Consider the following 21,983-nt stretch of genomic DNA (forward strand, 5'->3'; position numbering starts at 1 on the left):
CGCTTGCGCTTTTCTTAATTAGCGCTTCATTGAATCCATTTCATCAATATTAATCGTCTTTTTACGACGATAAAGTGCCATTAAGATGGCCAAACCCACAGCCGCTTCAGCCGCTGCGATGGTGATCGTAAACAATGAAAAAATTTGTCCTGTAATATTGGGATTGGCGCCATATTTGCTAAAAGCAACCAAATTCAAATTAACTGCATTGAGCATCAGCTCGATGGAAATAAGAACAATGACCGTGTTTCGCTTTGTAAGCGCCCCGTAAAGACCGATGCAAAATAAAATGACGGCTAGAACAAGATAGGCAGACAGTGGGATAGTGCTCATCTTTCCTCCCCCTCCTTCTCTTCCTTTTTCGCCAAAATAATGGCGCCAATTAACGCAACAAGCAAGACAACCGATGTCAATTCAAATGGAATAATGTATTTTGAATATAATTCCACACCAATTTGCTTTGTATTTTCTTCATGAAGCGCCGTTGCCTGTTCTCCAAACGATAGATCTTGAATACCTAAAAACATAACCAATCCAAAACTAAAGAGTCCAACTAGAATAAAAGCTTTTCGCCTCCAGCTGACCTGGTCCGCTTCTTCATCATCGTGCCTCGTAAGCATGATGCCAAATAACATAATGATGGTGATAGCCCCGGAGTAAATCAAGACTTGTACGGCAGCGACAAATTCAGCGGACAACAATACAAATAACCCGGCAATACTGACGAATGTAAAGACCAGGGCCACCACCATATGAACGACTTTCGTTAGTTGAATCATCAACATCGCTCCAATGATGGCTACTAATGCGAGACTGATAAAGGCGAAAAATTCTCCTGACCACATCATGCCTTGTTCTCCTTTCTCACATTTTGGTCATTTTCATCCAGCCACTCCAGGTTTTTAAATAACGCATCGCGGCTGTATTCCGCGAGCTCAAAGTTATTTGTCATGACAATCGCTTCAGTCGGGCAAACTTCCGTACATAAGTCGCATAAAATGCAAATTTCAAAATTAATATCGTACGTATCAATGATTTTCCCTTTTTTTGTCGGATCAGGGTGTTTTTTCCCTGTCAGTTGAATGCAGTCGGTTGGACAAATATTGGCACATTGATTGCATACAATACATTTTTCCGGGTAAAACTTTTGAATGCCTCTAAAACGATCTGGCAGCGGAATAGGCTCGTTCGGATAATCATATGTCACTTTTTTTTTCGTTAAATTTTTTAACGTATAAGCTAATCCCTTCGCTAAGCCAAACAATCTCCCCACCCCTTTTAAAAGAATAGCTCTTTGACGACAGCTGTGATGAAAATATTAGCCAACGCAATCGGCAATAACACCTTCCAACCAAATTCCATCAGCTGGTCTGCACGTAAACGCGGAAATGTAATCCGAAACCAAATAAGCAAAAAGACAATGACACTGAACTTTAAAGCAAACCAAATGGCGCCCGGGATAAAATCTAAAAATGCGACAGGATGCCATCCCCCTAAAAACAAAACAGTCGTAAGAGCTGCCATTGCGAAGAAGTAAACATACTCGGACAACATGAAAAATGCCCATCGAAATCCCGAATACTCAACATGAAACCCCGCTACAAGTTCTGACTCGGCTTCCGGCAAGTCAAAGGGTGTTCGGTTAAGCTCCGCTACAGACGCAATTAAAAACACAAGAAACGCAATAGGCTGCACGAAAATGAACCATACCTTTTCCTGTGCTGCCACAATCTCATTCAAGTTCAAACTCCCCGTTAATAAAATAACACCGAGAACCGACATGACAAGCGGGATTTCATATGAGATCATCTGAGCAGCGGCCCGCATGCCTCCAAGCAGCGCATACTTGTTATTGGAAGCCCAAGATCCCGTTACAACACCGACGGTTGATAAACCAGAGATGGCGATATAATAAAGCAATCCGACTCCAATATCCGCAAACTGCACATGTTCCGTAAATGGAATAACAGCCAACACCATAAAGGCTGGTGCAAAAGCAATTACCGGGGCGAGAATAAACAGCGGACGATCGGCCAGCTTCGGAATTGTATCTTCTTTAAGCAAAAGCTTTAATACGTCAGCCACCGTTTGCAGCAGCCCCCATTTTCCCCCAACCTGATTGGGGCCGATACGCCCTTGCATGAACCCCATGACTTTCCGCTCAGCTAAAATGCCATATGTAACGAAACCCAATACCGACATCAGCAAAGAAGCGGCAAGCCCAAAGAAAATAAGAAAATTCCTCCACCCTGGCGACGATTGAAGCAAGCTTTCAATCATTAACCATCAACCTCCCCGAGCACAATGTCAATGGCTCCCAAGATCGTAATCAAGTTCGCCATATTTTCTCCTTTTAGCAGCCTCGGCAAAATTTGAAGATTATAAAAGGACGGGCGTCTAAATTTCAGACGGTAAGGCTCTTTTTTTCCATCGCTCGCAATATAACAGCCGATCTCTCCTCTCGGCGACTCGATACGAACAAAAGCCTCACCTTTAGGCGGCTTAATGATTTTAGGGACCTTAGCCATCGTATCACCGCTTTCCGGAAACTGCGCTGCCGCCTGCTCGACAATTTTTAAGGACTCTTCAATTTCCTCCATCCGACACTCATACCTGGCAAAGGCATCACCTTCATGGCGAACGGGAACATTGAAATCAAAGCGGTCATAAATGGAATAAGGTTCATCTTTTCGAAGATCCCACTGGACCCCTGTACATCGTAAATTAGCTCCGCTTAACGAGTAATGAATGGCCTCCTCCTTTGTATAGGTACCAACTCCTTTAACACGATGTAGAAAAATCTCATTACCTGTCACAAGGCTGTGATACCCTTTTAATTGCTCTCTCATATAGGGTACAAATTCACGCACCTTTTCGATCCATCCCTCAGGAGCATCCCATTTGACTCCTCCAACCCTCATGTAGTTGAAAGTTAAACGGGCCCCGGATAACTCGGTCAGCAGGTTAATAATCATCTCACGTTCACGAAACGCGTATAAAAAAGGGCTGACTGCCCCTATATCCAATAAATACGTTCCCCACCATACAAGGTGGCTTGCAATGCGTCCCAGTTCCATCGCCAAAACCCGCAAATACTCTGCCCGCTCTGGAATCTCAATTCCCATCATCGTTTCCACCGCATGACAAATGACATAGTTATTAGTCATCGCTGATAAGTAGTCCATCCGGTCCGTATAAGGGATGATTTGTGTATATTGGAGGTCTTCAGCCAGCTTCTCCGTACCGCGATGGAGATAACCAATGACGGGTGTTGCTTCTTTTATAATTTCTCCATCTATCTTGATGACAAGACGAAATACGCCATGGGTGCTCGGGTGCTGTGGACCAACATTTAAAAGCATTTCTTCTGTACGAATCATCTGTTATACCTCCACGTCGTAAGGCTCGTAATCTTTTCGCAAAGGATACCCGACCCAGTCATCTGGAAGCATGATACGCTTAAGGTTCGGATGACCTTCAAAGATAATCCCAAGCAAATCGTATGTTTCACGTTCAGGCCAATCTGCCCCTGCCCATAACGGTGCAATAGAAGCCATCGTTCCCTTTTCCCGGTCAATTTTTGTTTTTAAAGCAACGGATTGGCGATTTTTATAGGAGTATAGATGTACATATATTTCAAAATGCGTTTGAAAATCAGTTCCATGAAGTTCAGATAAATAATCAAAGCCTAACTGCTCATTATATTTAAGAAACTCCGCCACCTTAAAATATGTATGGGGCTTGGCTACAAGAGTAGGCACATCCTTGGAAAGACGATTGATATAGCATTCTTCTAAGCTCTCTTCGCCTAAATGTTCTTGGATAACTTTTACGTACTTATCTAGAAGTGGTTGATTAAGAGAAGGTAATAGTTCTTGTTGAGGTTCTTCAGGAGTTGCTAAACTGGCTGCTTTTGCCTTTGCGGCAGCTGCTGCCTTCGCTTTTGCAGCGGCGACGGCCTTCGCTTTTTCTTTTGCCAGTTCATCTTCAGTTTTTTCAATGGATTGAGCGGCCTTCTGTTTAGCTAAAGCTTGGGCCTTTGCTTTTGCCGCCGCTGCCGCTTTTTTCTTGGCCAAATCAGATGCTTCTTCACTGCCTGTTTCTTCTTGCGCCGCTTCCTTTTCTTTTTGCTTCAACAGGGCTTGGGCCTTTGCTTTTGCCGCTGCTGCCGCTTTTTTCTTGGCTAAATCAGATGCTTCTTCACTGCCTGTTTCTTCTTGCGCCGCTTCCTTTTCTTTTTGCTTCAACAGGGCTTGGGCCTTCGCTTTTGCCGCTGCAGCTGCTTTTTTCTTGGCCAAATCAGATGCTTCTTCACTGCCTGTTTCTTCTTGTGACGCTTCCTTTTCTTTTTGCTTCAACAGGGCTTGGGCCTTCGCTTTCGCCGCTGCTGCCGCTTTTTTCTTGGCCAATTCGACTGTTTCTTCACTTTCTGAGCCTGCTTTTTCTTTCTGTCTCTTTAGCTCCTCCATCTTTTTTTTCGCTTCCAGCTTCGCCTTTTCAGCAGCTTCTTTTTTTTGCTGTTCCAGTGATTTATCCCCGCTCATTGATTAAATCACCCGCTTTCCGGTTTTCGCTTCATAACGTATTTTTTCTTTTAATTTATTGATGCCATATATTAAGGCGGCCGGGTTAGGAGGACATCCAGGGATATAAACATCTACCGGTACAATTTGGTCAACACCTTTAACTACCGCATAAGATTTCACATAGGGACCGCCTGCCGTTGCACATGATCCCATAGCAATCACCCATTTAGGCTCAGGCATTTGATCGTACAGTCTTTTAACAATAGGTGCCATTTTTTTGGTAACGGTTCCAGAGACAATCATGACGTCCGATTGACGAGGGGAAGTGCGGAAGAATGAACCAAAGCGGTCTAAGTCATAATGGGAAGACCCAACCCCCATCATTTCAATGGCGCAGCATGCCAGTCCAAAAGTCAGCGGCCATAAGGAATTGCTTCTAGCCCACGCCTTTAATTGCTCTAAAGTCGTTAAAAATACATTTCGTCTCATCTCTTCTAATTCTTCTTTTGAAATATGCTCTAAATTTAATTCCATTTCAGCACCTTCTTTTTCCAAGCGTAAGTTAGTCCAACCAACAGCATAAAAACAAAGATGAGCATTTCAATCAGTGCAAACAAACCGAGCGAATCATAAGCGACTGCCCATGGATACAAAAAAACCGTTTCCACATCAAAGATGACGAACATTAACGCAAATATGTAATATCTCACGTTAAATTGGACCCTTGCTTCATGAAACGGTTCAATCCCACTTTCATATGTTGTTTGTTTGGCAGTACTTGGTGCATGCGGTCTAAGAAGCCTACCTGCCGTTAAAGCAACAACAGGCAACAGTATACCTAAGAGCAGAAAGATGAAGATAATCATATAGCTGTTTAAATATGTATTCAGGATGCTCATAAACACGCCTCCTCTACAATTATCTAAAAATTTAGAAATGTGTTGCTAATATTATAACAAATCGGATATGGAGTGTCGACAATGTATCTGTTTATGTTTGTATAATATGTAAATAATTTCAATAAAAGAATGATTTCCCGACTAAAAAATAATAAGCCTTCCTACATCTCCTGTTTTCTTACAAAAACAAGTGATATAGAAAGACTCATACTAAAATTGGCTTCACGCCCATCAAGCTCGCTTAATTAGTTTAACAACTAGAATAATGGCTGCAATCACTAATAGAATATGAATAAATCCGCCTGTAAAATCAAATAGCAACCCTAGTAACCATGCTAATAATAATACTCCAATGATGGTCCATAACATGAAAATCACTCCTTAACAATCAATGTACTTACTTGATAGTTTTTAATACCCTGAAGTGATAGTAGAAAAACATTTTTTGATTCATAAATTCTCGGGAAATAAAGGAAATCTTCATTTACTCTAATCGAGTTATAGAAGTAGGACTGCCCGTTACTTTTTATTTAAATGATAAAACTAAAAAAGCACCGTACAGATGTACGATGCTTTTTGATTAAAATTGACGTTGACCTACCTCAATACGGTTGATGGCACGCTTGAGTGAAAGTTCAGCACGCTTAAAATCGACGTCATCCTGCTTGCCTTGTAAACGTTGTTCGGCACGCTGTCTGGCTTCTTTCGCACGTTCAACATCGATTTCTTCTGCTTTTTCAGCAGCCTGTGCTAAAATCGTCACTTTATCCGGTCTTACTTCAAGAAAGCCGCCGCTAACAGCTACAAGCTCAGTGCTGCTTCCTTTTTTCAAGCGAACAGCTCCGATTTGAAGTGGAGCCACTAATGGGATATGTCCTGGTAAAATCCCAAGCTCACCACTTTGAGCTTTTGTACTTACCATTTCCACATCGGCTTCATAGACTGGGCCATCAGGAGTCACTACACTGACATTGATTGTCTTCATTTATTACCCTCCTATGTCCCTTATCTTAAGCTTCTACTCCCATTTTCTTTGCATTTTCAATTACTTCTTCAATTCTTCCTACTAGACGGAATGCATCTTCAGGAAGGTGGTCATACTTACCTGCAAGGATATCCTTGAAACCAGCTACTGTTTCTTTAACCGGTACGTACGAACCAGGTTGACCTGTAAACTGCTCCGCTACGTGGAAGTTTTGAGATAAGAAGAACTGAACACGACGAGCGCGGTGTACGACAAGCTTGTCTTCTTCAGAAAGCTCATCCATACCAAGAATCGCGATGATATCTTGAAGCTCTCTGTAGCGTTGTAACGTTTGCTGTACACTACGTGCTACTTTATAATGCTCTTCACCAACGATTTCAGGCGATAATGCGCGAGACGTTGATGCAAGAGGGTCTACCGCAGGGTAAATACCCATCTCAGTTAATTTACGCTCAAGGTTTGTTGTCGCATCTAAGTGAGCGAACGTTGTTGCCGGAGCTGGATCCGTATAGTCATCGGCTGGTACGTAAATCGCTTGAATCGATGTTACAGAACCAACGTTTGTTGATGTGATACGCTCTTGTAATTGACCCATTTCCGTTGCTAATGTCGGCTGGTAACCTACGGCAGATGGCATACGGCCAAGTAATGCCGATACCTCAGAACCAGCTTGTGTGAAGCGGAAAATGTTATCCATGAAGAATAATACGTCCTGACCTTGCTCGTCACGGAAGTATTCCGCCATTGTTAAACCTGTTAAAGCAACACGCATACGCGCACCAGGCGGCTCGTTCATTTGTCCGAATACCATCGCTGTTTTCTTGATAACCCCAGAATCGCTCATCTCGTGGTAAAGGTCATTTCCTTCACGAGTACGCTCACCTACACCAGCGAATACCGAGATACCGCCGTGCTCTTGAGCGATGTTGTTGATAAGCTCCTGGATTAATACCGTTTTACCTACACCGGCACCACCGAATAGACCGATTTTTCCACCTTTAATATATGGAGCAAGTAAGTCTACTACTTTAATACCTGTTTCAAGAATTTCTACTTGAGTAGAAAGCTGATCAAACTTTGGTGCTTGTCGGTGAATTGAATCACGACGAGCCTCTGCAGCGATTTCAGCATCTAAGTCGATTGTATCTCCAAGTACGTTGAATACACGCCCTAACGTTACGTCACCTACAGGTACAGAAATTGGAGCACCTGTATCTGTCACTTCTAATCCGCGAACAAGGCCATCTGTAGAAGCCATTGCGATTGTACGAACTGAATCATCGCCTAAGTGAAGGGCAACTTCTAAAGTTAAGTCAACATCGACTTCGTTTTCGCTGCGTGCTGCATGCTTAATTGTAAGAGCGTTATAAATAGCCGGAAGATGTCCGCTGTCAAACTTTACGTCTACAACAGGACCCATAATCTGAGTAACGCGTCCTTTCATCGTTTTCCCTCCTAACTTGCTAGTAACCAAACATTTATCTTTTTACGTTCATTGTATTATTCAAGTGCTGAAGCTCCAGCAACGATTTCTGTAATCTCTTGTGTAATCGCAGCCTGACGGGCACGGTTGTATGAAAGTGTAAGCGAGCGAATAAGCTCCTTCGCGTTGTCTGTCGCATTTTTCATCGCTGTCATACGCGCAGCATGCTCACTTGCTTTCGAATCAAGCAGTGCTCCATAAATGAGACTTTCTGCATATTGAGGTAGAAGAACTTCTAAAATTTCTTCTTGTGATGGCTCAAACTCATATGACATTAGCTTATTTGAAGAAGCAATGTCTGTTAGAGGCAAGAGCTTTTTCTCCGTTACATCTTGTTGAATAGCACTTACGAAATGGTTATAGAACATATATAATTCATCGAATGTACCATCAGCAAACATATTAACCGCCTTAGAAGCAATGTCTTTAATATCGGCAAATGAAGGCTGGTCAGCTAAAGCTGTAATTTCCAACATGACCGGAATGCCGCGTCTTTTAAAGAAGTCACGTCCCATTCTTCCAACAGCAATAATCGCATACTCGTCCTGTGAACGATGGCGTTCTTGAATCGCATTGTAAACCGTACGAAGCACGTTACTGTTAAAAGCACCTGCCAACCCACGGTCAGACGTAATTACAAGATATCCCGTTTTCTTTACAGGACGGGATAAAAGCATTGGATGTGAAGCATCTTTGCTGCCTAAGGCAATGCTTGCTACCACGTCCTGGATTTTCTCCATGTATGGCACAAATGACTTCGCATTGTTCTCAGCACGGTTTAATTTCGCTGCTGATACCATTTCCATCGCTTTTGTAATTTGGCTTGTTTTCTTTGTGGAAGTAATACGAGTTTTTATATCACGTAATGATGCCAAAGGTTCTCACCTCGCTTTATTAGACAAAATCGAGCCGCTTTACAGTCAATGAGGGCAGAGGCAGCATTAGAGTTGCCGCTGCCGGTCATTTATTATTCAGAAACAATAAATACTTTTTTGAAATCTTCAATTGCACTGTTTAGGTCTCCCTCAGCAGGAAGATCGCCAGTCGTGCGGATATGATCTAATACTTCTTTGCGGTTTTGTTCTAACCATGCTAAGAACTCTTCTTCAAAGCGGTTAATATCTTCTACCGGAATGCTATCTAAGAATCCGCGAGTTAATGCGTAAAGAATTGCTACTTGTTTTTCAACAGCAAGCGGTTTGTTTAAACCTTGCTTCAATACTTCTACTGTACGAGCACCACGGTTTAATTTCGCTTGTGTTGCTTTATCAAGGTCTGACCCGAACTGAGCGAATGCTTCTAGTTCACGGTAAGAAGCCAAGTCAAGACGAAGTGTACCTGCTACCTTTTTCATTGCTTTAATTTGAGCAGAACCCCCAACGCGAGATACTGATAAACCAGCGTTGATCGCAGGGCGTACACCTGAGAAGAATAAGTCAGATTGCAAGAAGATCTGTCCATCTGTAATGGAGATTACGTTTGTTGGGATGTACGCAGAAACGTCACCCGCTTGCGTTTCAATGAATGGAAGAGCAGTGATTGAACCTGCGCCTTTTGCGTCTGATAATTTCGCTGCACGCTCTAAAAGACGAGAATGCAAGTAGAATACGTCACCAGGATATGCTTCACGACCTGGAGGACGGCGTAATAGTAGTGAAAGCTCACGATAAGCTGTCGCTTGTTTAGATAAATCATCATATACAACTAATACGTGTTTGCCGTTGTACATGAATTCTTCACCCATTGTTACCCCAGCATAAGGAGCCAAGAATAACATTGGAGCCGGTTGTGATGCAGAAGCTGTTACAACGATTGTGTACTCTAATGCACCATGCTTGCGCAATGTTTCAACTACGTTACGTACAGTTGATTCTTTTTGGCCAATGGCAACGTAAATACAAACCATACCATTGCCTTTTTGGTTTAAGATTGTATCAATCGCCACAGATGTTTTACCTGTTTGACGGTCACCGATGATTAACTCACGTTGTCCTCGTCCGATTGGCACTAATGCGTCAATCGCTTTAATACCTGTTTGTAATGGCTCATGTACAGATTTACGATCCATTACACCCGGTGCTCCACTTTCAATCGGGCGAGTTTTTGTTGTTTCAATTGGACCTAAGCCATCAACTGGCTGACCAAGAGAGTTAACAACACGGCCGATTAATGCGTCTCCTACCGGTACTTCCATGATACGTCCCGTACGACGGACTTCGTCACCTTCACGGATACCTGTGTAAGGACCTAAAATGATGATACCAACGTTGTTTTCTTCAAGGTTTTGTGCCATACCCATGACACCGTTAGAGAATTCTACAAGCTCTCCGGCCATAATATTATCAAGGCCGTGTACACGTGCGACACCGTCACCAATTTGGATAACTGTACCAACATCGCTCACTTTAATTTCAGACTGATAATTTTCGATTTGCTTCTTTATCAGTGCACTAATTTCTTCAGCTTTGATGCTCATCAATTTCACCCCTATCTACGATCTGTTCGCAAGAAGTTCGCGTTGAATGCGTTCTAATTTACCGCTTACGCTACCATCATAAATGCGATTGCCAATACGAAGCTTGACGCCCCCGATTAGGCTTTTATCTACGATATTTTGGATTTTCAATGACTGTCTTCCGACTTTTTGTGCAAAAGTTTGGGACAACACTTGTCCTTCATCTTCTGTCAAAGGTCGAACAGAGTATACTTTCGCTTCTGCTGTCCCTTTTGCTTCATTTGCTAATTCTACAAACTCAGCTACCATATCTACAATAATATCAATGCGATGACGATCTAACAGCATGGATAAAGTAGATTGGATTTGCGGAAGCATAGCAGAAAACGCTTCTTTTAATAACGTTTGTTTTTGTTCGAATGATACTTTTGGATGTTTTAACACAACCAATAGATCACGATTTTCTTGTACTACTTCTTGAACAACACGCAGTTGCTCTTCAAACTCGTTTACCATGTTCTGTTCTTGAGCTAATTGAAAAAGAGCCAATGCATAGCGCTTTGATACTAAATGTTTGCTCATCGCGCTTCTCCTACCTCTTGAATATACTCTTTAATGAGGTTTTCTTGGTCTTTCTCAGATAATTCTTTTTCAATTACTTTAGAAGCAATAAGAACAGATAAAGATGATACTTGCTCGCGTAAAGCGGCAACAGCTTGCTCTTTTTCGCGTTCGATTTCTTGCTTTGCAGCTTCTTTCAAGCGGTCAGCCTCTGCACGTGCTGTCGCGATGATTTCTTCTTTCTTTTCTTCTGCTGCTTTTTTCGCATTCTCAATCATTGTTTGTGATTCTTGGCGAGATTGCTTTAATAACTGACGTTGTTCTTCTGCCAGCTTTTTAGATTCTTCATTGCTCTTTTCTGCGGCAGCAATCTCACTAGCGATATGGTCTTCACGCTGTTTCATGATGCCCATTAACGGACCGAAAGCAAATTTGCGAAGTAACGCTAAGAGAATGAGGAACATTACTAATTGGAATAACATATCTCCGGCATTGAAGGTAAAACCGCCTTCAGAAGCCCCGTGTGCAGTTGCTCCTAATACTAACATGTTTAAAGACACAGCCATCTTCACTCCCTTCAGAGGATCCCTGATACTTCAAAATAGTAAAAATTTATGAATTTCTTCCATTATAGACATAAAGGAATGGCGAAGGTTCTTATCGAATGATCTTCGCCACTTTTGAATGTTGTTTAATTCCCTATTAACGACCTTGAACCATGAACGCGATAACTACAGCGATGATAGGAATCGCCTCAACTAATGCTACCCCGATGAACATAGTAGTTGTTAAAGTTGCCTTAGCTTCCGGTTGACGAGCAATCCCCTCAACTGTACGAGAAACGATCAATCCGTTACCAATACCAGCACCAAGTGCCGCTAAACCAATTGCAATTGCAGCTGCTAATAAACCCATTGTAAAAGTCCTCCTTAAAATAATCCTAAGATTTTATAAATAATTTAGTTTAATAACTGTTCAAAAACGGGTATGATTTGAACAACATTTATAATTAATGGTCATGACTCACTTTGTGTGCCATATACACCATCGTTAACATGGTAAAGATAAATGCTTGAATTGCACCGACGAAGATACTAAATCCTTGCCATGCAAGCATTGGAATAATGGCTCCTATTGCACCAAATACTCCGCTGGTTGCAAGACCAGCCAATAATCCTAATAAAATTTCACCTGCATAGATATTCCCGAAAAGACGAAGACCAAGCGTTAATGTGTTGGCAAATTCTTCAATAATCTTAAGCGGAAATAAGAAAGGCATCGGTCTGAAAAACTCTCGACCATATTCTGCTGCACCTTTCATCTTAATACCATAATAATGCGTTAACACTACTACCATCGCAGCAAGCGTTAACGTGATGGCTGGATCAGCAGTTGGTGACTTCCACCATAACTCATGATTTACTATTACCGAAAACGGTAAGCCTAGCATGTTTGAAACGAAAATGTACATTAATAGTGCTACTCCCAATGTTAAGAAGCGGCCTCCCGTCTTCCAATCCATTGTACTATTGATAAGACCTTTAACGAAATCCAAAACCCATTCCATGAAGTTTTGCATGCCGGTAGGTTTCAATGCAAGCCGACGAGTAGCAAATACTGCTATTAGGAACACAATTAATGACGCTACTGTAATCATCAACATGTTCGCAAGGTTAAATGTAAGACCTAAAAACTCCACAATTGGCGCTCCGTGACCCAACTGTTTTCACCTCTCTTCCCATCTATAACGGATGCTTTGGATTATAAAATCTATTATAATGACAAGGTAAAATGTCATTAATCCCATAATGAAAGCAACTAGATGAACCTCTTCCGGATATCGCAAAGCGATGATAACCCCTAATGCCGCTGTAGCAAACCTTGTAAAAGTTCCGACCGACTTTACTTTTCTTCCTTGTTCGATGGCTTGTCCAAATTGTCTTTCTCTTCGGACTAGAGTCCACAAATTATATAGGCTGAAAACAGTACCTAAGGCCAGACCTAAAAACACAGATTGGTACTCTGTAAATCCCCATCCTAATACAAACAGGGCAAGAATAAAAAATATGTATGATCGAAGACGCGGAAACATTTGCTGCAAATCTTGCATAGAAGTTTATTCTCCCGAGAAAAATTGGCGGACTGAACGAAGCATGGCATAAACGCCCGTCCCAAGTCCCATTAGAAGACCAAGAACTAAAAAAAGTGGTTCGGTTCCGACTTGTCCGTCAAGCCATTTTCCAAAAAATAACCCGATTAACATGGAACCTGCTAGTTGTGAAAGAATGATGGACATTAACGCCATAGCACGAAATGGATGGCGCGGTTTTCGACTCATGAGGATCCCCTCCGTTATCAAGGAATATGATTGACTTTAAAAAAAGTCCATATACATTTATATGCGATGAACAGAAAGTCGTTCCTATCTAAAAAGGGTCTATTTTGTCGAAAAAATACGATATTTTTGGCTTGTTTTTCTAGGTTGAAAACCTTACCATTTATATCCCCTGTTAGCATACAATAGGCTCTAGGTAATGTCAATGCGTTACGTGGAAAACTTCACAATTTGTCAAGAAATGTACACAATTGCATTGTGCAAATAGTGAAAAGTATAGTAAGATACTTTTTTTAGCCTTTTTTGTCGAATTGTTCATTCCAAAGTGATGGTTGTTTCCAATACATCTTCTTTTTGTCCTTTTTTCACAAAGACTAGAGCCTTATACACTCCTGAGGCCAATCTCGCTTTCACCACTTGCTTCGTCAATCCCCGCCTTACACTCTTTTTCGCATCAAGATATTCAACAAACCTCAGTGTAACAGGATCATAAAGAGCAATCCCCATTTCATCGGCCCCTCCTGGCAAAAAGATTTGATACCAGTACTCCCCTTCCTTCTCCCCTCTTCCAAATTGAAATCCCATCATTCGAGGATAATCCGGTTCCCCTTCCATAAACATGTAAGGCAGTGAAATCCTTTTTCCCGATGCCTGTATGGCGAAACACCCGTCATAAATACCATTCTTCGCTCCTCTAATCATTAAGCCAATGTTTACTTTCCTTTTTTCATTTGGATTAAGAGTGAAAGACAAAGGGTAGCTCCATTCTCCCTTTATACGGGGAGCCTGAAAATGATACGACTGAGGTTTAGAAGATACATTTTCAATGGTAATGGATAACGTTTTTCTTTCGAAAAGTTTTTTTGGATCATATACCCCAAATGATAAGGAACTTGGGTAAATAAGTGTGTGGGCGTTGACTGCCTCCATGATTTGCAGACGTCCGCTCCCCTGTTCATAAGGAGCATAGGCCCTCCCCTTTTCTTCTCCCAGTACTTTGGCGTTGTTCATTAAAGCTGCCTTTACTTGTTCCGGAGACCAATCAGGGTGTGCCTGCAAAATTAAAGCGCAAGCTCCCGCTACATGGGGGGCAGCCATGCTCGTTCCATGCATCTCTTCATAACCGCTCGGGGTCGTACTCATAATATTCATTCCCGGCGCCAAAATATCCGGTTTAATTTCCCATGTTTCTGTGACAGGGCCGCGGGAGCTAAAAGGTGCTAATACATCTTGTTTCTTTTTATATAAAAATGAAAGAAACGTTCTCCCCTTCTTTAGTTCCTTTTCCGCCTGATCGGCTGTTTCCTTATCCATAGAAGCAACCGGTATCCCGGCGTCTTGTCGCAGCAACCCGGTAAAGCTGCCAGGTGCATTGTTGGCTATAATCAATCCCACAGCCCCGGCCTTTTCCGCATTTTTAGCCTTTTCCATAAAAGAAATGCCTCCTCGGCGAACGAGTACCACTTTCCCTCTTACATCCTTCAGCTCGTTCTTTTCCCCGACTCCCCCATCCATCAATTCATAGTCTCTTTTCAGCTTCCATTCCTTCGTACCGATAAACGGATTGATTTCATATTCCCCGCGCAGCGAGCCAATTTTTAAATATGGAATGGCAGACGGAGGAGTGGATGCTCCTACTGAAATGGCTTTGGATGAAGTACCGGGAGAGCCGACTGACCATAGTTCCGGTCCTGAGTTCCCGCTGGATGTGACAGCTACGATTCCTTTTTCCACAGCCTTGTCCAATGCTAAACTTGTAGGCCAATCGGGCCCATTTACATCATTTCCCAGGGATAGATTCAAAATATCCACTTGATCTTCCACCGCTTTTTCAATGGCGAGAAGCACTTGTTCAGACGTTCCAAATCCACCTGCTCCCAGTGCTCTATAAATATAAAGGTCGGCTTCCGGAGCCACTCCCCTCATTTTTCCGTTTCCTGCTATGACTCCTGCCACATGGGTACCGTGGGAAGTCGGCTGCCCTTCTTTCGGAAGCGTCTCCATTGGATCTGCATCCATCTCAATCGTGTCAAAGCCTCCCCGGTAATTGCCGCGCAAATCCGGATGATGATAATCGATTCCCGTATCAATTATCCCAATTTTGATTCCCCGTCCGGTTAACCGAAACCCTTCTTTATCCAGCTCCCCTCTCACGCTCTCCCCACCGATGAATGGGATGCTTTCATCAGCGGATACCCGATAATAAGCAAGCGGATGAGAATCGGCCACCCACGTTTCATGCTGAACTTTATCTAACAGGGCATAGGTGCCTGTTGCGGCAAATCCATCGAAAACTTGATGATAAACGGTACGAACATTCAAACCCGGGAACTTGGTTTTAAGCTCACGAACTCTTTCTTCCGTCATCTTTTCTTTTGCCATAAAAATCTTTGTTGTCACTTTATGTTCCAAATAAGAATTGATAGGCGGCCGATTCGGCATCGTATATGCGTTGACCTCGACTCCGAAAAAAGGTAACGACAATAATAGAATCAATGCTTTTAACATAAAAAAACACCCCTCACTATATAAGCGTGTCACAAACAGACGCTTTTCATGTGAGAGGCAGGAGAAATACTAAGATAATGGATTAAATATATCAGGACGTCGTTCTGTCCGTTTAAAGTAAAAGCTGATGGCATCAGCAATACGCTTTGAAGCCAACCCATCTCCATAAGGGTTGGATGCTTTAGCCATATATTCATAAGCTTCTTGATCTGTTAATAATTGTTTAGCCAGCTGATAGATGTTTTCTTCTTCTGTTCCTGCCAGCTTTAACGTTCCGGCTTCAATTCCCTCTGGACGTTCTGTTGTATCACGCAGTACAAGGACAGGTACTCCAAGTGATGGAGCCTCTTCTTGTACACCGCCGGAATCCGTCAAAATGAGATAAGACCTCGAGGCAAAGTTATGGAAATCGATCACATCCAATGGTTCAATCAAATGGATGCGCGGATCTTCGCCTAACACTTCATCGGCCAGTTCACGCACCACCGGATTTAAGTGAACAGGGTAAACCACTTGAACATCATCATGCTCTTCTACTATTCTCTTCACAGCACGGAACATGTTTCTCATCGGTTCCCCTAGGTTTTCACGACGATGGGCCGTTAATAAAATTAAGCGGTCCCCTCCCACCTTTTCCAAAACGGGATGAGTATACTCATCCCGAACGGTTGTGCTAAGTGCATCAATAGCCGTGTTCCCTGTAATGAAAATGGCTTCTTCCGGTTTATTTTCTTGCAATAGATTATGAGCCGATTTTTCGGTTGGAGCAAAATGCAAGTCCGCCACGACTCCCGTCAACTGACGATTCATTTCTTCCGGGTAAGGAGAGTATTTATTCCATGTACGTAACCCGGCCTCTACGTGCCCGACGACAATTTGATTGTAAAGAGCCGCTAAGCTGGCAATAAATGTCGTCGTTGTATCACCATGTACAAGGACAATGTCAGGCTTTACTTCTTTCATGACAGCATCCAGTCCTTGAAGCCCTCTTGTCGTTACATCCATCAATGTTTGACGGTCCTTCATGATATTCAGATCATAGTCCGGGTTCACATCAAAAATCGCCATGACTTGATCCAGCATTTGACGGTGCTGGGCTGTTACCGTCACAATTGCTTCAAATTCTTCCGGACGTTTTTTTAATTCCAACACAAGCGGAGCCATTTTAATGGCTTCAGGCCGTGTGCCGAAAATGGTCATTACTTTAATTGGTTGGTTCATTTTTATCACCTTTACGCCGATTATTTTGTACCGAATAGACGATCCCCGGCATCACCTAATCCAGGAACAATGTAACCATGGTCGTTTAATTTTTCATCTAACGCAGCAATATAAATATCAACATCCGAATGTGCCTCTTTAATAGCTTCTACCCCTTCAGGAGCAGCGATCAAACACATGAATTTAATGTTTTTGGCACCGCGTTTTTTAAGAGAGTTGATAGCCTCTACCGCAGATCCCCCTGTTGCCAGCATCGGGTCAACGACAATAAAATCACGCTCTTCGATGTCGCTTGGCAGCTTCGCGTAATATTCAACCGGCATTAATGTTTTCGGATCACGATATAAACCGACATGACCTACTTTTGCAGCAGGAATAAGCTTTAAAATACCGTCCACCATGCCTAATCCCGCACGCAAGATCGGAACGATTCCTAATTTTTTACCTGACAACACTTTAGACGGCGTCTTGCAAACAGGCGTCTCGATTTCTACTTCTTCAAGCGGTAAATCGCGTGTAATTTCAAATGCCATTAAGCTGGCTACTTCATCTACTAGCTCGCGAAATTCCTTTGTTCCAGTATTAATATCACGTATGTACGTTAATTTATGTTGGATTAGCGGGTGGTCGAATACGTATACTTTACCCATGTCTATCTCTCCTTTTTCTTCCGTTACACATTGAAGTACCATTCTCATGAGAATGGTACTTAATAACAGTTTGGTTTTATTTGAGGGAATTTTTGCATTGTGTCTATTTTACAGAAAAAGCAAAGCGCATTCAAGGTCGTTTGATTAATTCTCAACAATTGTTAGAAATTCTCCATGAGAAAAGCGCAGGCGCCTTGATGAGGAAGGCCGACTAAGACCGCCGCGTCCTGCGGCAACGTCGGCATGACCCACATCCTGTGGGTCCAAGGAAATAGGGATTGACCCCGTATACGCTTTTTGCCTTATGAGGGCAATCATCTTTTCCCGTGCTGAGCTAGGCGCTGGAGCTAGACACCAATACTAGTGGAAAATTATACTTTCTTACCTTCCCAAAATAAAGAAGCACCCTTCACGGGGTGCTTCTCTCATGATTATCCTTGACGAGTAGGATATAATTCGAATTTTTTCGTTAAGTTTGCTACTCGTTCACGAGCTTCTGCCAATTTTTCTTCATTGTCTACGTTCTTTAATGTTAAGGCCATAATAGCAGCAATCTCGTCCATATCTTCTAACCCAAAACCTCTGCTTGTTACAGCCGCTGTACCGATACGGATACCGCTCGTTACAAACGGGCTCTCAGGATCATAAGGGATGGTATTTTTATTGACTGTAATCCCAATTTCATCAAGGGCATGCTCTGCTACTTTACCCGTTAAGTTCATGGAACGTACATCAATCAACACTAAATGATTGTCTGTTCCGTCGGAAACAAGCGTAAACCCTTCTTTTTTCAATGATTCCGCTAAACGATTTGCGTTATCAATAATATTTTGAGCGTACGTTTTGAATTCATCTTTTAACGCTTCACCAAACGCTACTGCTTTTGCCGCAATGACATGCATAAGCGGACCGCCTTGAATACCAGGGAAGATCGATTTATCGATTTGTTTTCCGAACTCTTCTTTACATAAAATCATACCGCCGCGAGGTCCACGCAACGTTTTGTGAGTCGTTGTTGTTACAAAGTGAGCATATGGTACTGGATTCGGATGAAGCCCTGCCGCAACAAGACCGGCAATATGAGCCATGTCCACCATAAGGTAGGCACCTACCTCATCGGCAATCTCACGGAAACGTTTAAAGTCAATTACACGAGGATATGCACTTGCTCCAGCTACAATCAGCTTTGGCTTGTGCATTCTAGCTTTCTCTAATACATCATCATAGTTGATAACTTGTGTATCTTGATCTACTCCATATTCCACAAAGTTATATTGAACACCACTGAAGTTAACCGGGCTTCCGTGTGTTAAGTGTCCGCCATGAGACAAGTTCATACCTAGAACAGTATCCCCTGCATTTAAGATTGTAAAGTAAACAGCCATGTTTGCTTGCGCACCAGAGTGAGGCTGAACGTTTACATGTTCTGCACCGAATAATTGTTTGGCACGATCACGCGCTAAATCTTCTGCTACGTCCACATGTTCGCAGCCACCATAATAACGTTTACCAGGATAACCTTCAGCATATTTGTTTGTTAAAACGGAACCTTGCGCTTCCATCACCGCTTCACTCACAAAGTTTTCTGAAGCGATCAATTCGATTTTCGAACGCTGTCTCGTTAACTCTTCTTGAATAGCTTGAAAAAGCTGCGGATCTTGTTGTGCTAATTTCTCCATCTTAAAAAATCCTCCTCACGTACACTTTTTCTTGGTTTTTATTAAATTCGACTCTATTGTATCATGGATGTTAAGGATTTTAGAAGTTATATTCTCATTTTTCCATAAAAAAAATCAAAAAACGCAAGATAAACACGAACATTAAAACTAAAATTAATATTTATCGTTCATTTTTTTAATATAATAAATGGAACCTAACGATCCAGTTCGCTACTATTTAAAATTACCAAAAACAACTCACTCTATGAACATGTGTTATTTTTATCTGTCCGTTCATATACAGCCCTCGCTCCGCCAATGAGCTTCGGCCTTGTCGTCGCTAATGTAACATGCGCGCTCCCCACCTGCTTAACGGAACATCTAATAGGCACTGCTACATGCTTTAAATGCATACCGATAAAAGTATCCCCAATATCGATACCAGCATCAGCTTTTATAAATTCCACCATCACCGGCTGGTCCATCTGTTCATACGCGTAAGCCGCCATAGACCCCCCTGCTTTTGGAACAGGAATAACGGAGACCATTTCCCAGTTATTTCTCACAGCGGTTTGCTTCTCAACGACAAGGGCACGGTTAAGATGCTCGCAACATTGAAAGGCTAATTGCACACCGCATTCAAGCTGAAACTCCTTGAACGTCTCAAAAATCATTTGGGCGACTTCTGAGGTACCGGCTGTTCCAATCTTCTCTCCCATTACTTCACTCGTACTGCAGCCAATAACGAATACCTGATTTTCTGTCAATGTCACTTGTTGAGAGAATTGTTCCAGCACTGCCTGAAGCTCTTGTTTCCAATTGACCAACATAGCATCCATCTTTCATACTCTCCTTTCAAAAAGCCGTATAAAGGTATTGGATGTTATCCCTCGTATTCTTTAATTTTATTTACGCGATTCTCGTGTCGTCCTCCCTGAAATTCTGTTGTAAGCCAAATCTTCGCAATTTCCCTTGCCAATCCAGGCCCGATCACGCGCTCACCCATCGCTAAAATGTTGCTGTCATTATGCTCACGTGTTGCTTGGGCACTGAACATATCGTGCACAAGAGCGCAACGCACACCTTTTACCTTATTTGCTGCAATACTCATTCCAATTCCTGTTCCACAAATTAGGATGCCGCGGTCCACTTCTCCACTCACTACTTTTTCAGCTACCGGAATAGCATAGTCGGGATAATCGACAGATGTCGTGCATTCACACCCTAAATCTTCATATTCAACACCCATCTCTTCCATTAAAGCCACGATTTCTTTTCGAATGTTCACTCCGCCATGATCAGAAGCAATTGCTACTTTCATTGTTATATCCTCCTTTTTATCCCTCATTACGGGCAGTAAGCCCCTCTCTTTATTTTCACTATATCTCTCATTCATTATAACGTAAAACGCTGAATCGTTAATTTTAACTTCTCCGCCTGTTCCGATAACTGCTTAGCCATTTCATTTACATCCTCAATCATGGCAGATTGCTCATGGATAGAAGAATTGACCTCTTCTGCTCCTGCCGATGTTTCCTCTGCAATTGCCGCCACTTCTTGCGATTGAATGGCCGTATGACGGATACTATCCATTTGCCTTTTTACCAATACAACAATTTGTTCCACCGTTTCCACTACCTGATGAACGGATTGTGTCATTTCACCGAGTTCCGTTGTCGTTTGGTCCCCTTTAAGTGCTTCTTCTTTTGCTACCTCAACTTGATGTGTAATTTGACCAACCACGTTTTGAACTTCTTTTTGGATGTTCTGGATTAATTCCGTAATACCTTGAACAGCTTTCGCGCTTTCATCCGCTAATTTGCGTACTTCATTCGCTACCACCGCAAACCCTTTTCCATGTTCTCCCGCTCTTGCAGCCTCAATCGAAGCATTCAAAGCGAGCAAATTCGTTTGGCCGGCAATGTCCCCTACTAAACGGATGATATTTTCCACTTGGTTTGCATGTCCCTCTAAGCGCTTGACCGCTTCTAAAGACCGTTCGTTATTGCTCACTAAATTCCGCATACCATCAATTAACACATTGGTGGCTCCCCGGCTTTTTGTTAGAGAAGCAACCATTTCTTCCGACAAGCGTTTAGATAAATCCGCTTTATCTTGAACTTCTTCGGCCATTAAAATCACTTGCTCGACCGACTCTGATGTTTCTTGAATGGAGACGGCGGAACTCTCTGCCCCCTTCGAAATTTCATCGATCGTTCTCGCTATATTGCCCGCTTGTAAAGAAGCTTCATTTGAATAGGTAGAAATGGTTAAAACTTTTTCATTAGTCTGCTCAAAGTTTTGCTCAATATTTCTAACCATTTCTCTTAAACTTTGAAGCATTTGATTAAATGCAATTCCTAAAGAACGAATTTCATCGTCTGATTTGGATATTTCTACATTTTCATTCACAATCCCATCTGCAGCTTTTTTCGCCACTATTTCCAGCCTTTGCAATGGTTTAATCAGGAACCCTGCTGCCAGATAGGCCAAAAAACCTGACCAAAAAATCCCTAAAGAAAGGGTCATGATGGTAAATATAGATTCATCCACCATTCCAGATACAAAAGGATATAAAACATAAATAAAAAAAGCACTGGTCGAATACGTAATAATTGCTAAAACCGAAATAAACACCACCAGTTTTAACCGCAATCCAAATCGATAACGCGTTTTCTCCCTCATAGTTAAGCCTCCGCTAT

General features: G+C 42.4%; 26 protein-coding genes. All 26 read right to left on the reverse strand.

Annotated elements, in window-relative coordinates:
* Nucleotides 1–18: 18 nt before the first annotated feature.
* On the reverse strand, nt 19–333 hold the full coding sequence (gene nuoK, locus BK575_RS25920; RefSeq protein WP_078414399.1) for an NADH-quinone oxidoreductase subunit NuoK: 315 nt from the start codon (nt 331–333) through the stop codon (nt 19–21).
* Complete coding sequence (locus BK575_RS25925) at nt 330–848, reverse strand: NADH-quinone oxidoreductase subunit J (RefSeq protein ID WP_078414400.1); 519 nt, start codon at nt 846–848, stop codon at nt 330–332. The genes nuoK and BK575_RS25925 overlap by 4 nt, the downstream gene beginning before the upstream one ends.
* Entirely contained in the window at nt 845–1,264 is a 420-nt protein-coding gene (gene nuoI / locus BK575_RS25930) for an NADH-quinone oxidoreductase subunit NuoI (RefSeq protein ID WP_078414401.1), read from the reverse strand. The genes BK575_RS25925 and nuoI overlap by 4 nt, the downstream gene beginning before the upstream one ends.
* Nucleotides 1,265–1,278: 14 nt before the next feature.
* Nucleotides 1,279–2,280 carry an NADH-quinone oxidoreductase subunit NuoH gene (gene nuoH, locus BK575_RS25935; RefSeq protein ID WP_078414402.1) on the reverse strand — a complete coding sequence of 334 codons (1,002 nt, stop codon included), beginning with the start codon at nt 2,278–2,280 and terminating at the stop codon, nt 1,279–1,281.
* Nucleotides 2,280–3,380, reverse strand: coding sequence for an NADH-quinone oxidoreductase subunit D (locus BK575_RS25940; RefSeq protein WP_078414403.1), 1,101 nt, complete (start codon nt 3,378–3,380; stop codon nt 2,280–2,282). The genes nuoH and BK575_RS25940 overlap by 1 nt, the downstream gene beginning before the upstream one ends.
* Before the next feature lie 3 nt (nt 3,381–3,383).
* On the reverse strand, nt 3,384–4,544 hold the full coding sequence (locus BK575_RS25945) for an NADH-quinone oxidoreductase subunit C (RefSeq protein ID WP_078414404.1): 1,161 nt from the start codon (nt 4,542–4,544) through the stop codon (nt 3,384–3,386).
* Between the two features lie 3 nt (nt 4,545–4,547).
* The gene (locus tag BK575_RS25950; RefSeq protein WP_078414405.1) at nt 4,548–5,060 is read right to left on the reverse strand and encodes a NuoB/complex I 20 kDa subunit family protein; all 513 of its coding nucleotides are present in this window, start codon (nt 5,058–5,060) and stop codon (nt 4,548–4,550) included.
* Nucleotides 5,051–5,425 carry an NADH-quinone oxidoreductase subunit A gene (locus BK575_RS25955; protein ID WP_078414406.1) on the reverse strand — a complete coding sequence of 125 codons (375 nt, stop codon included), beginning with the start codon at nt 5,423–5,425 and terminating at the stop codon, nt 5,051–5,053. Before BK575_RS25955 ends, BK575_RS25950 begins: the two co-directional genes overlap by 10 nt.
* A 231-nt stretch (nt 5,426–5,656) precedes the next feature.
* Nucleotides 5,657–5,794, reverse strand: a complete 138-nt coding sequence (locus tag BK575_RS28225) for a lmo0937 family membrane protein (RefSeq protein WP_139368108.1) — start codon at nt 5,792–5,794, stop codon at nt 5,657–5,659.
* A 211-nt stretch (nt 5,795–6,005) separates the two neighbouring features.
* The gene (locus BK575_RS25960; RefSeq protein WP_078414407.1) at nt 6,006–6,410 is read right to left on the reverse strand and encodes a F0F1 ATP synthase subunit epsilon; all 405 of its coding nucleotides are present in this window, start codon (nt 6,408–6,410) and stop codon (nt 6,006–6,008) included.
* Nucleotides 6,411–6,435: 25 nt separating this feature from the next.
* Nucleotides 6,436–7,854: a F0F1 ATP synthase subunit beta gene (atpD, locus tag BK575_RS25965; RefSeq protein ID WP_078414408.1), complete on the reverse strand. Its 1,419-nt coding sequence runs from the start codon at nt 7,852–7,854 to the stop codon at nt 6,436–6,438.
* A 56-nt stretch (nt 7,855–7,910) separates the two neighbouring features.
* Nucleotides 7,911–8,768 carry a F0F1 ATP synthase subunit gamma gene (locus BK575_RS25970; RefSeq protein ID WP_078414409.1) on the reverse strand — a complete coding sequence of 286 codons (858 nt, stop codon included), beginning with the start codon at nt 8,766–8,768 and terminating at the stop codon, nt 7,911–7,913.
* A gap of 92 nt (nt 8,769–8,860) precedes the next feature.
* Nucleotides 8,861–10,369 (reverse strand): F0F1 ATP synthase subunit alpha, encoded by a 1,509-nt coding sequence (gene atpA / locus BK575_RS25975; protein WP_078414410.1) that lies wholly within the window; start codon nt 10,367–10,369, stop codon nt 8,861–8,863.
* Between the two features lie 15 nt (nt 10,370–10,384).
* Entirely contained in the window at nt 10,385–10,930 is a 546-nt protein-coding gene (locus tag BK575_RS25980; protein ID WP_078414411.1) for a F0F1 ATP synthase subunit delta, read from the reverse strand.
* Nucleotides 10,927–11,475, reverse strand: coding sequence for a F0F1 ATP synthase subunit B (gene atpF / locus BK575_RS25985; protein ID WP_078414412.1), 549 nt, complete (start codon nt 11,473–11,475; stop codon nt 10,927–10,929). The genes BK575_RS25980 and atpF overlap by 4 nt, the downstream gene beginning before the upstream one ends.
* A 136-nt stretch (nt 11,476–11,611) precedes the next feature.
* Nucleotides 11,612–11,824 (reverse strand): F0F1 ATP synthase subunit C, encoded by a 213-nt coding sequence (gene atpE / locus BK575_RS25990; protein ID WP_078414413.1) that lies wholly within the window; start codon nt 11,822–11,824, stop codon nt 11,612–11,614.
* A 94-nt stretch (nt 11,825–11,918) separates the two neighbouring features.
* On the reverse strand, nt 11,919–12,629 hold the full coding sequence (gene atpB, locus BK575_RS25995; protein ID WP_078414414.1) for a F0F1 ATP synthase subunit A: 711 nt from the start codon (nt 12,627–12,629) through the stop codon (nt 11,919–11,921).
* Nucleotides 12,630–12,635: 6 nt separating this feature from the next.
* The gene (locus BK575_RS26000) at nt 12,636–13,019 is read right to left on the reverse strand and encodes an ATP synthase subunit I (RefSeq protein WP_078414415.1); all 384 of its coding nucleotides are present in this window, start codon (nt 13,017–13,019) and stop codon (nt 12,636–12,638) included.
* Nucleotides 13,020–13,025: 6 nt separating this feature from the next.
* Entirely contained in the window at nt 13,026–13,247 is a 222-nt protein-coding gene (locus BK575_RS26005; protein WP_078414416.1) for an AtpZ/AtpI family protein, read from the reverse strand.
* Nucleotides 13,248–13,559: 312 nt separating this feature from the next.
* Nucleotides 13,560–15,752: a S8 family serine peptidase gene (locus BK575_RS26010; RefSeq protein WP_078414417.1), complete on the reverse strand. Its 2,193-nt coding sequence runs from the start codon at nt 15,750–15,752 to the stop codon at nt 13,560–13,562.
* Nucleotides 15,753–15,821: 69 nt separating this feature from the next.
* Nucleotides 15,822–16,973: a non-hydrolyzing UDP-N-acetylglucosamine 2-epimerase gene (wecB, locus tag BK575_RS26015; RefSeq protein WP_078414418.1), complete on the reverse strand. Its 1,152-nt coding sequence runs from the start codon at nt 16,971–16,973 to the stop codon at nt 15,822–15,824.
* Between the two features lie 20 nt (nt 16,974–16,993).
* Nucleotides 16,994–17,623 carry a uracil phosphoribosyltransferase gene (upp, locus tag BK575_RS26020; protein WP_078414419.1) on the reverse strand — a complete coding sequence of 210 codons (630 nt, stop codon included), beginning with the start codon at nt 17,621–17,623 and terminating at the stop codon, nt 16,994–16,996.
* Nucleotides 17,624–18,054: 431 nt separating this feature from the next.
* A complete protein-coding gene (glyA, locus tag BK575_RS26025) occupies nt 18,055–19,302 on the reverse strand; it encodes a serine hydroxymethyltransferase (protein WP_078414420.1) in 1,248 nt (415 codons plus the stop codon).
* A gap of 242 nt (nt 19,303–19,544) precedes the next feature.
* Nucleotides 19,545–20,120 (reverse strand): TIGR01440 family protein, encoded by a 576-nt coding sequence (locus tag BK575_RS26030; protein WP_078414421.1) that lies wholly within the window; start codon nt 20,118–20,120, stop codon nt 19,545–19,547.
* 44 nt (nt 20,121–20,164) lie between these two features.
* Nucleotides 20,165–20,602, reverse strand: a complete 438-nt coding sequence (gene rpiB, locus BK575_RS26035; RefSeq protein WP_078414422.1) for a ribose 5-phosphate isomerase B — start codon at nt 20,600–20,602, stop codon at nt 20,165–20,167.
* 74 nt (nt 20,603–20,676) lie between these two features.
* Nucleotides 20,677–21,966 (reverse strand): methyl-accepting chemotaxis protein, encoded by a 1,290-nt coding sequence (locus tag BK575_RS26040; RefSeq protein ID WP_078414423.1) that lies wholly within the window; start codon nt 21,964–21,966, stop codon nt 20,677–20,679.
* Between the last annotated feature and the right edge of the window lie 17 nt (nt 21,967–21,983).

Source organism: Priestia abyssalis (assembly GCF_002019595.1).
GTDB classification, from domain to species: Bacteria; Bacillota; Bacilli; order Bacillales; family Bacillaceae_H; genus Bacillus_BA; species Bacillus_BA abyssalis.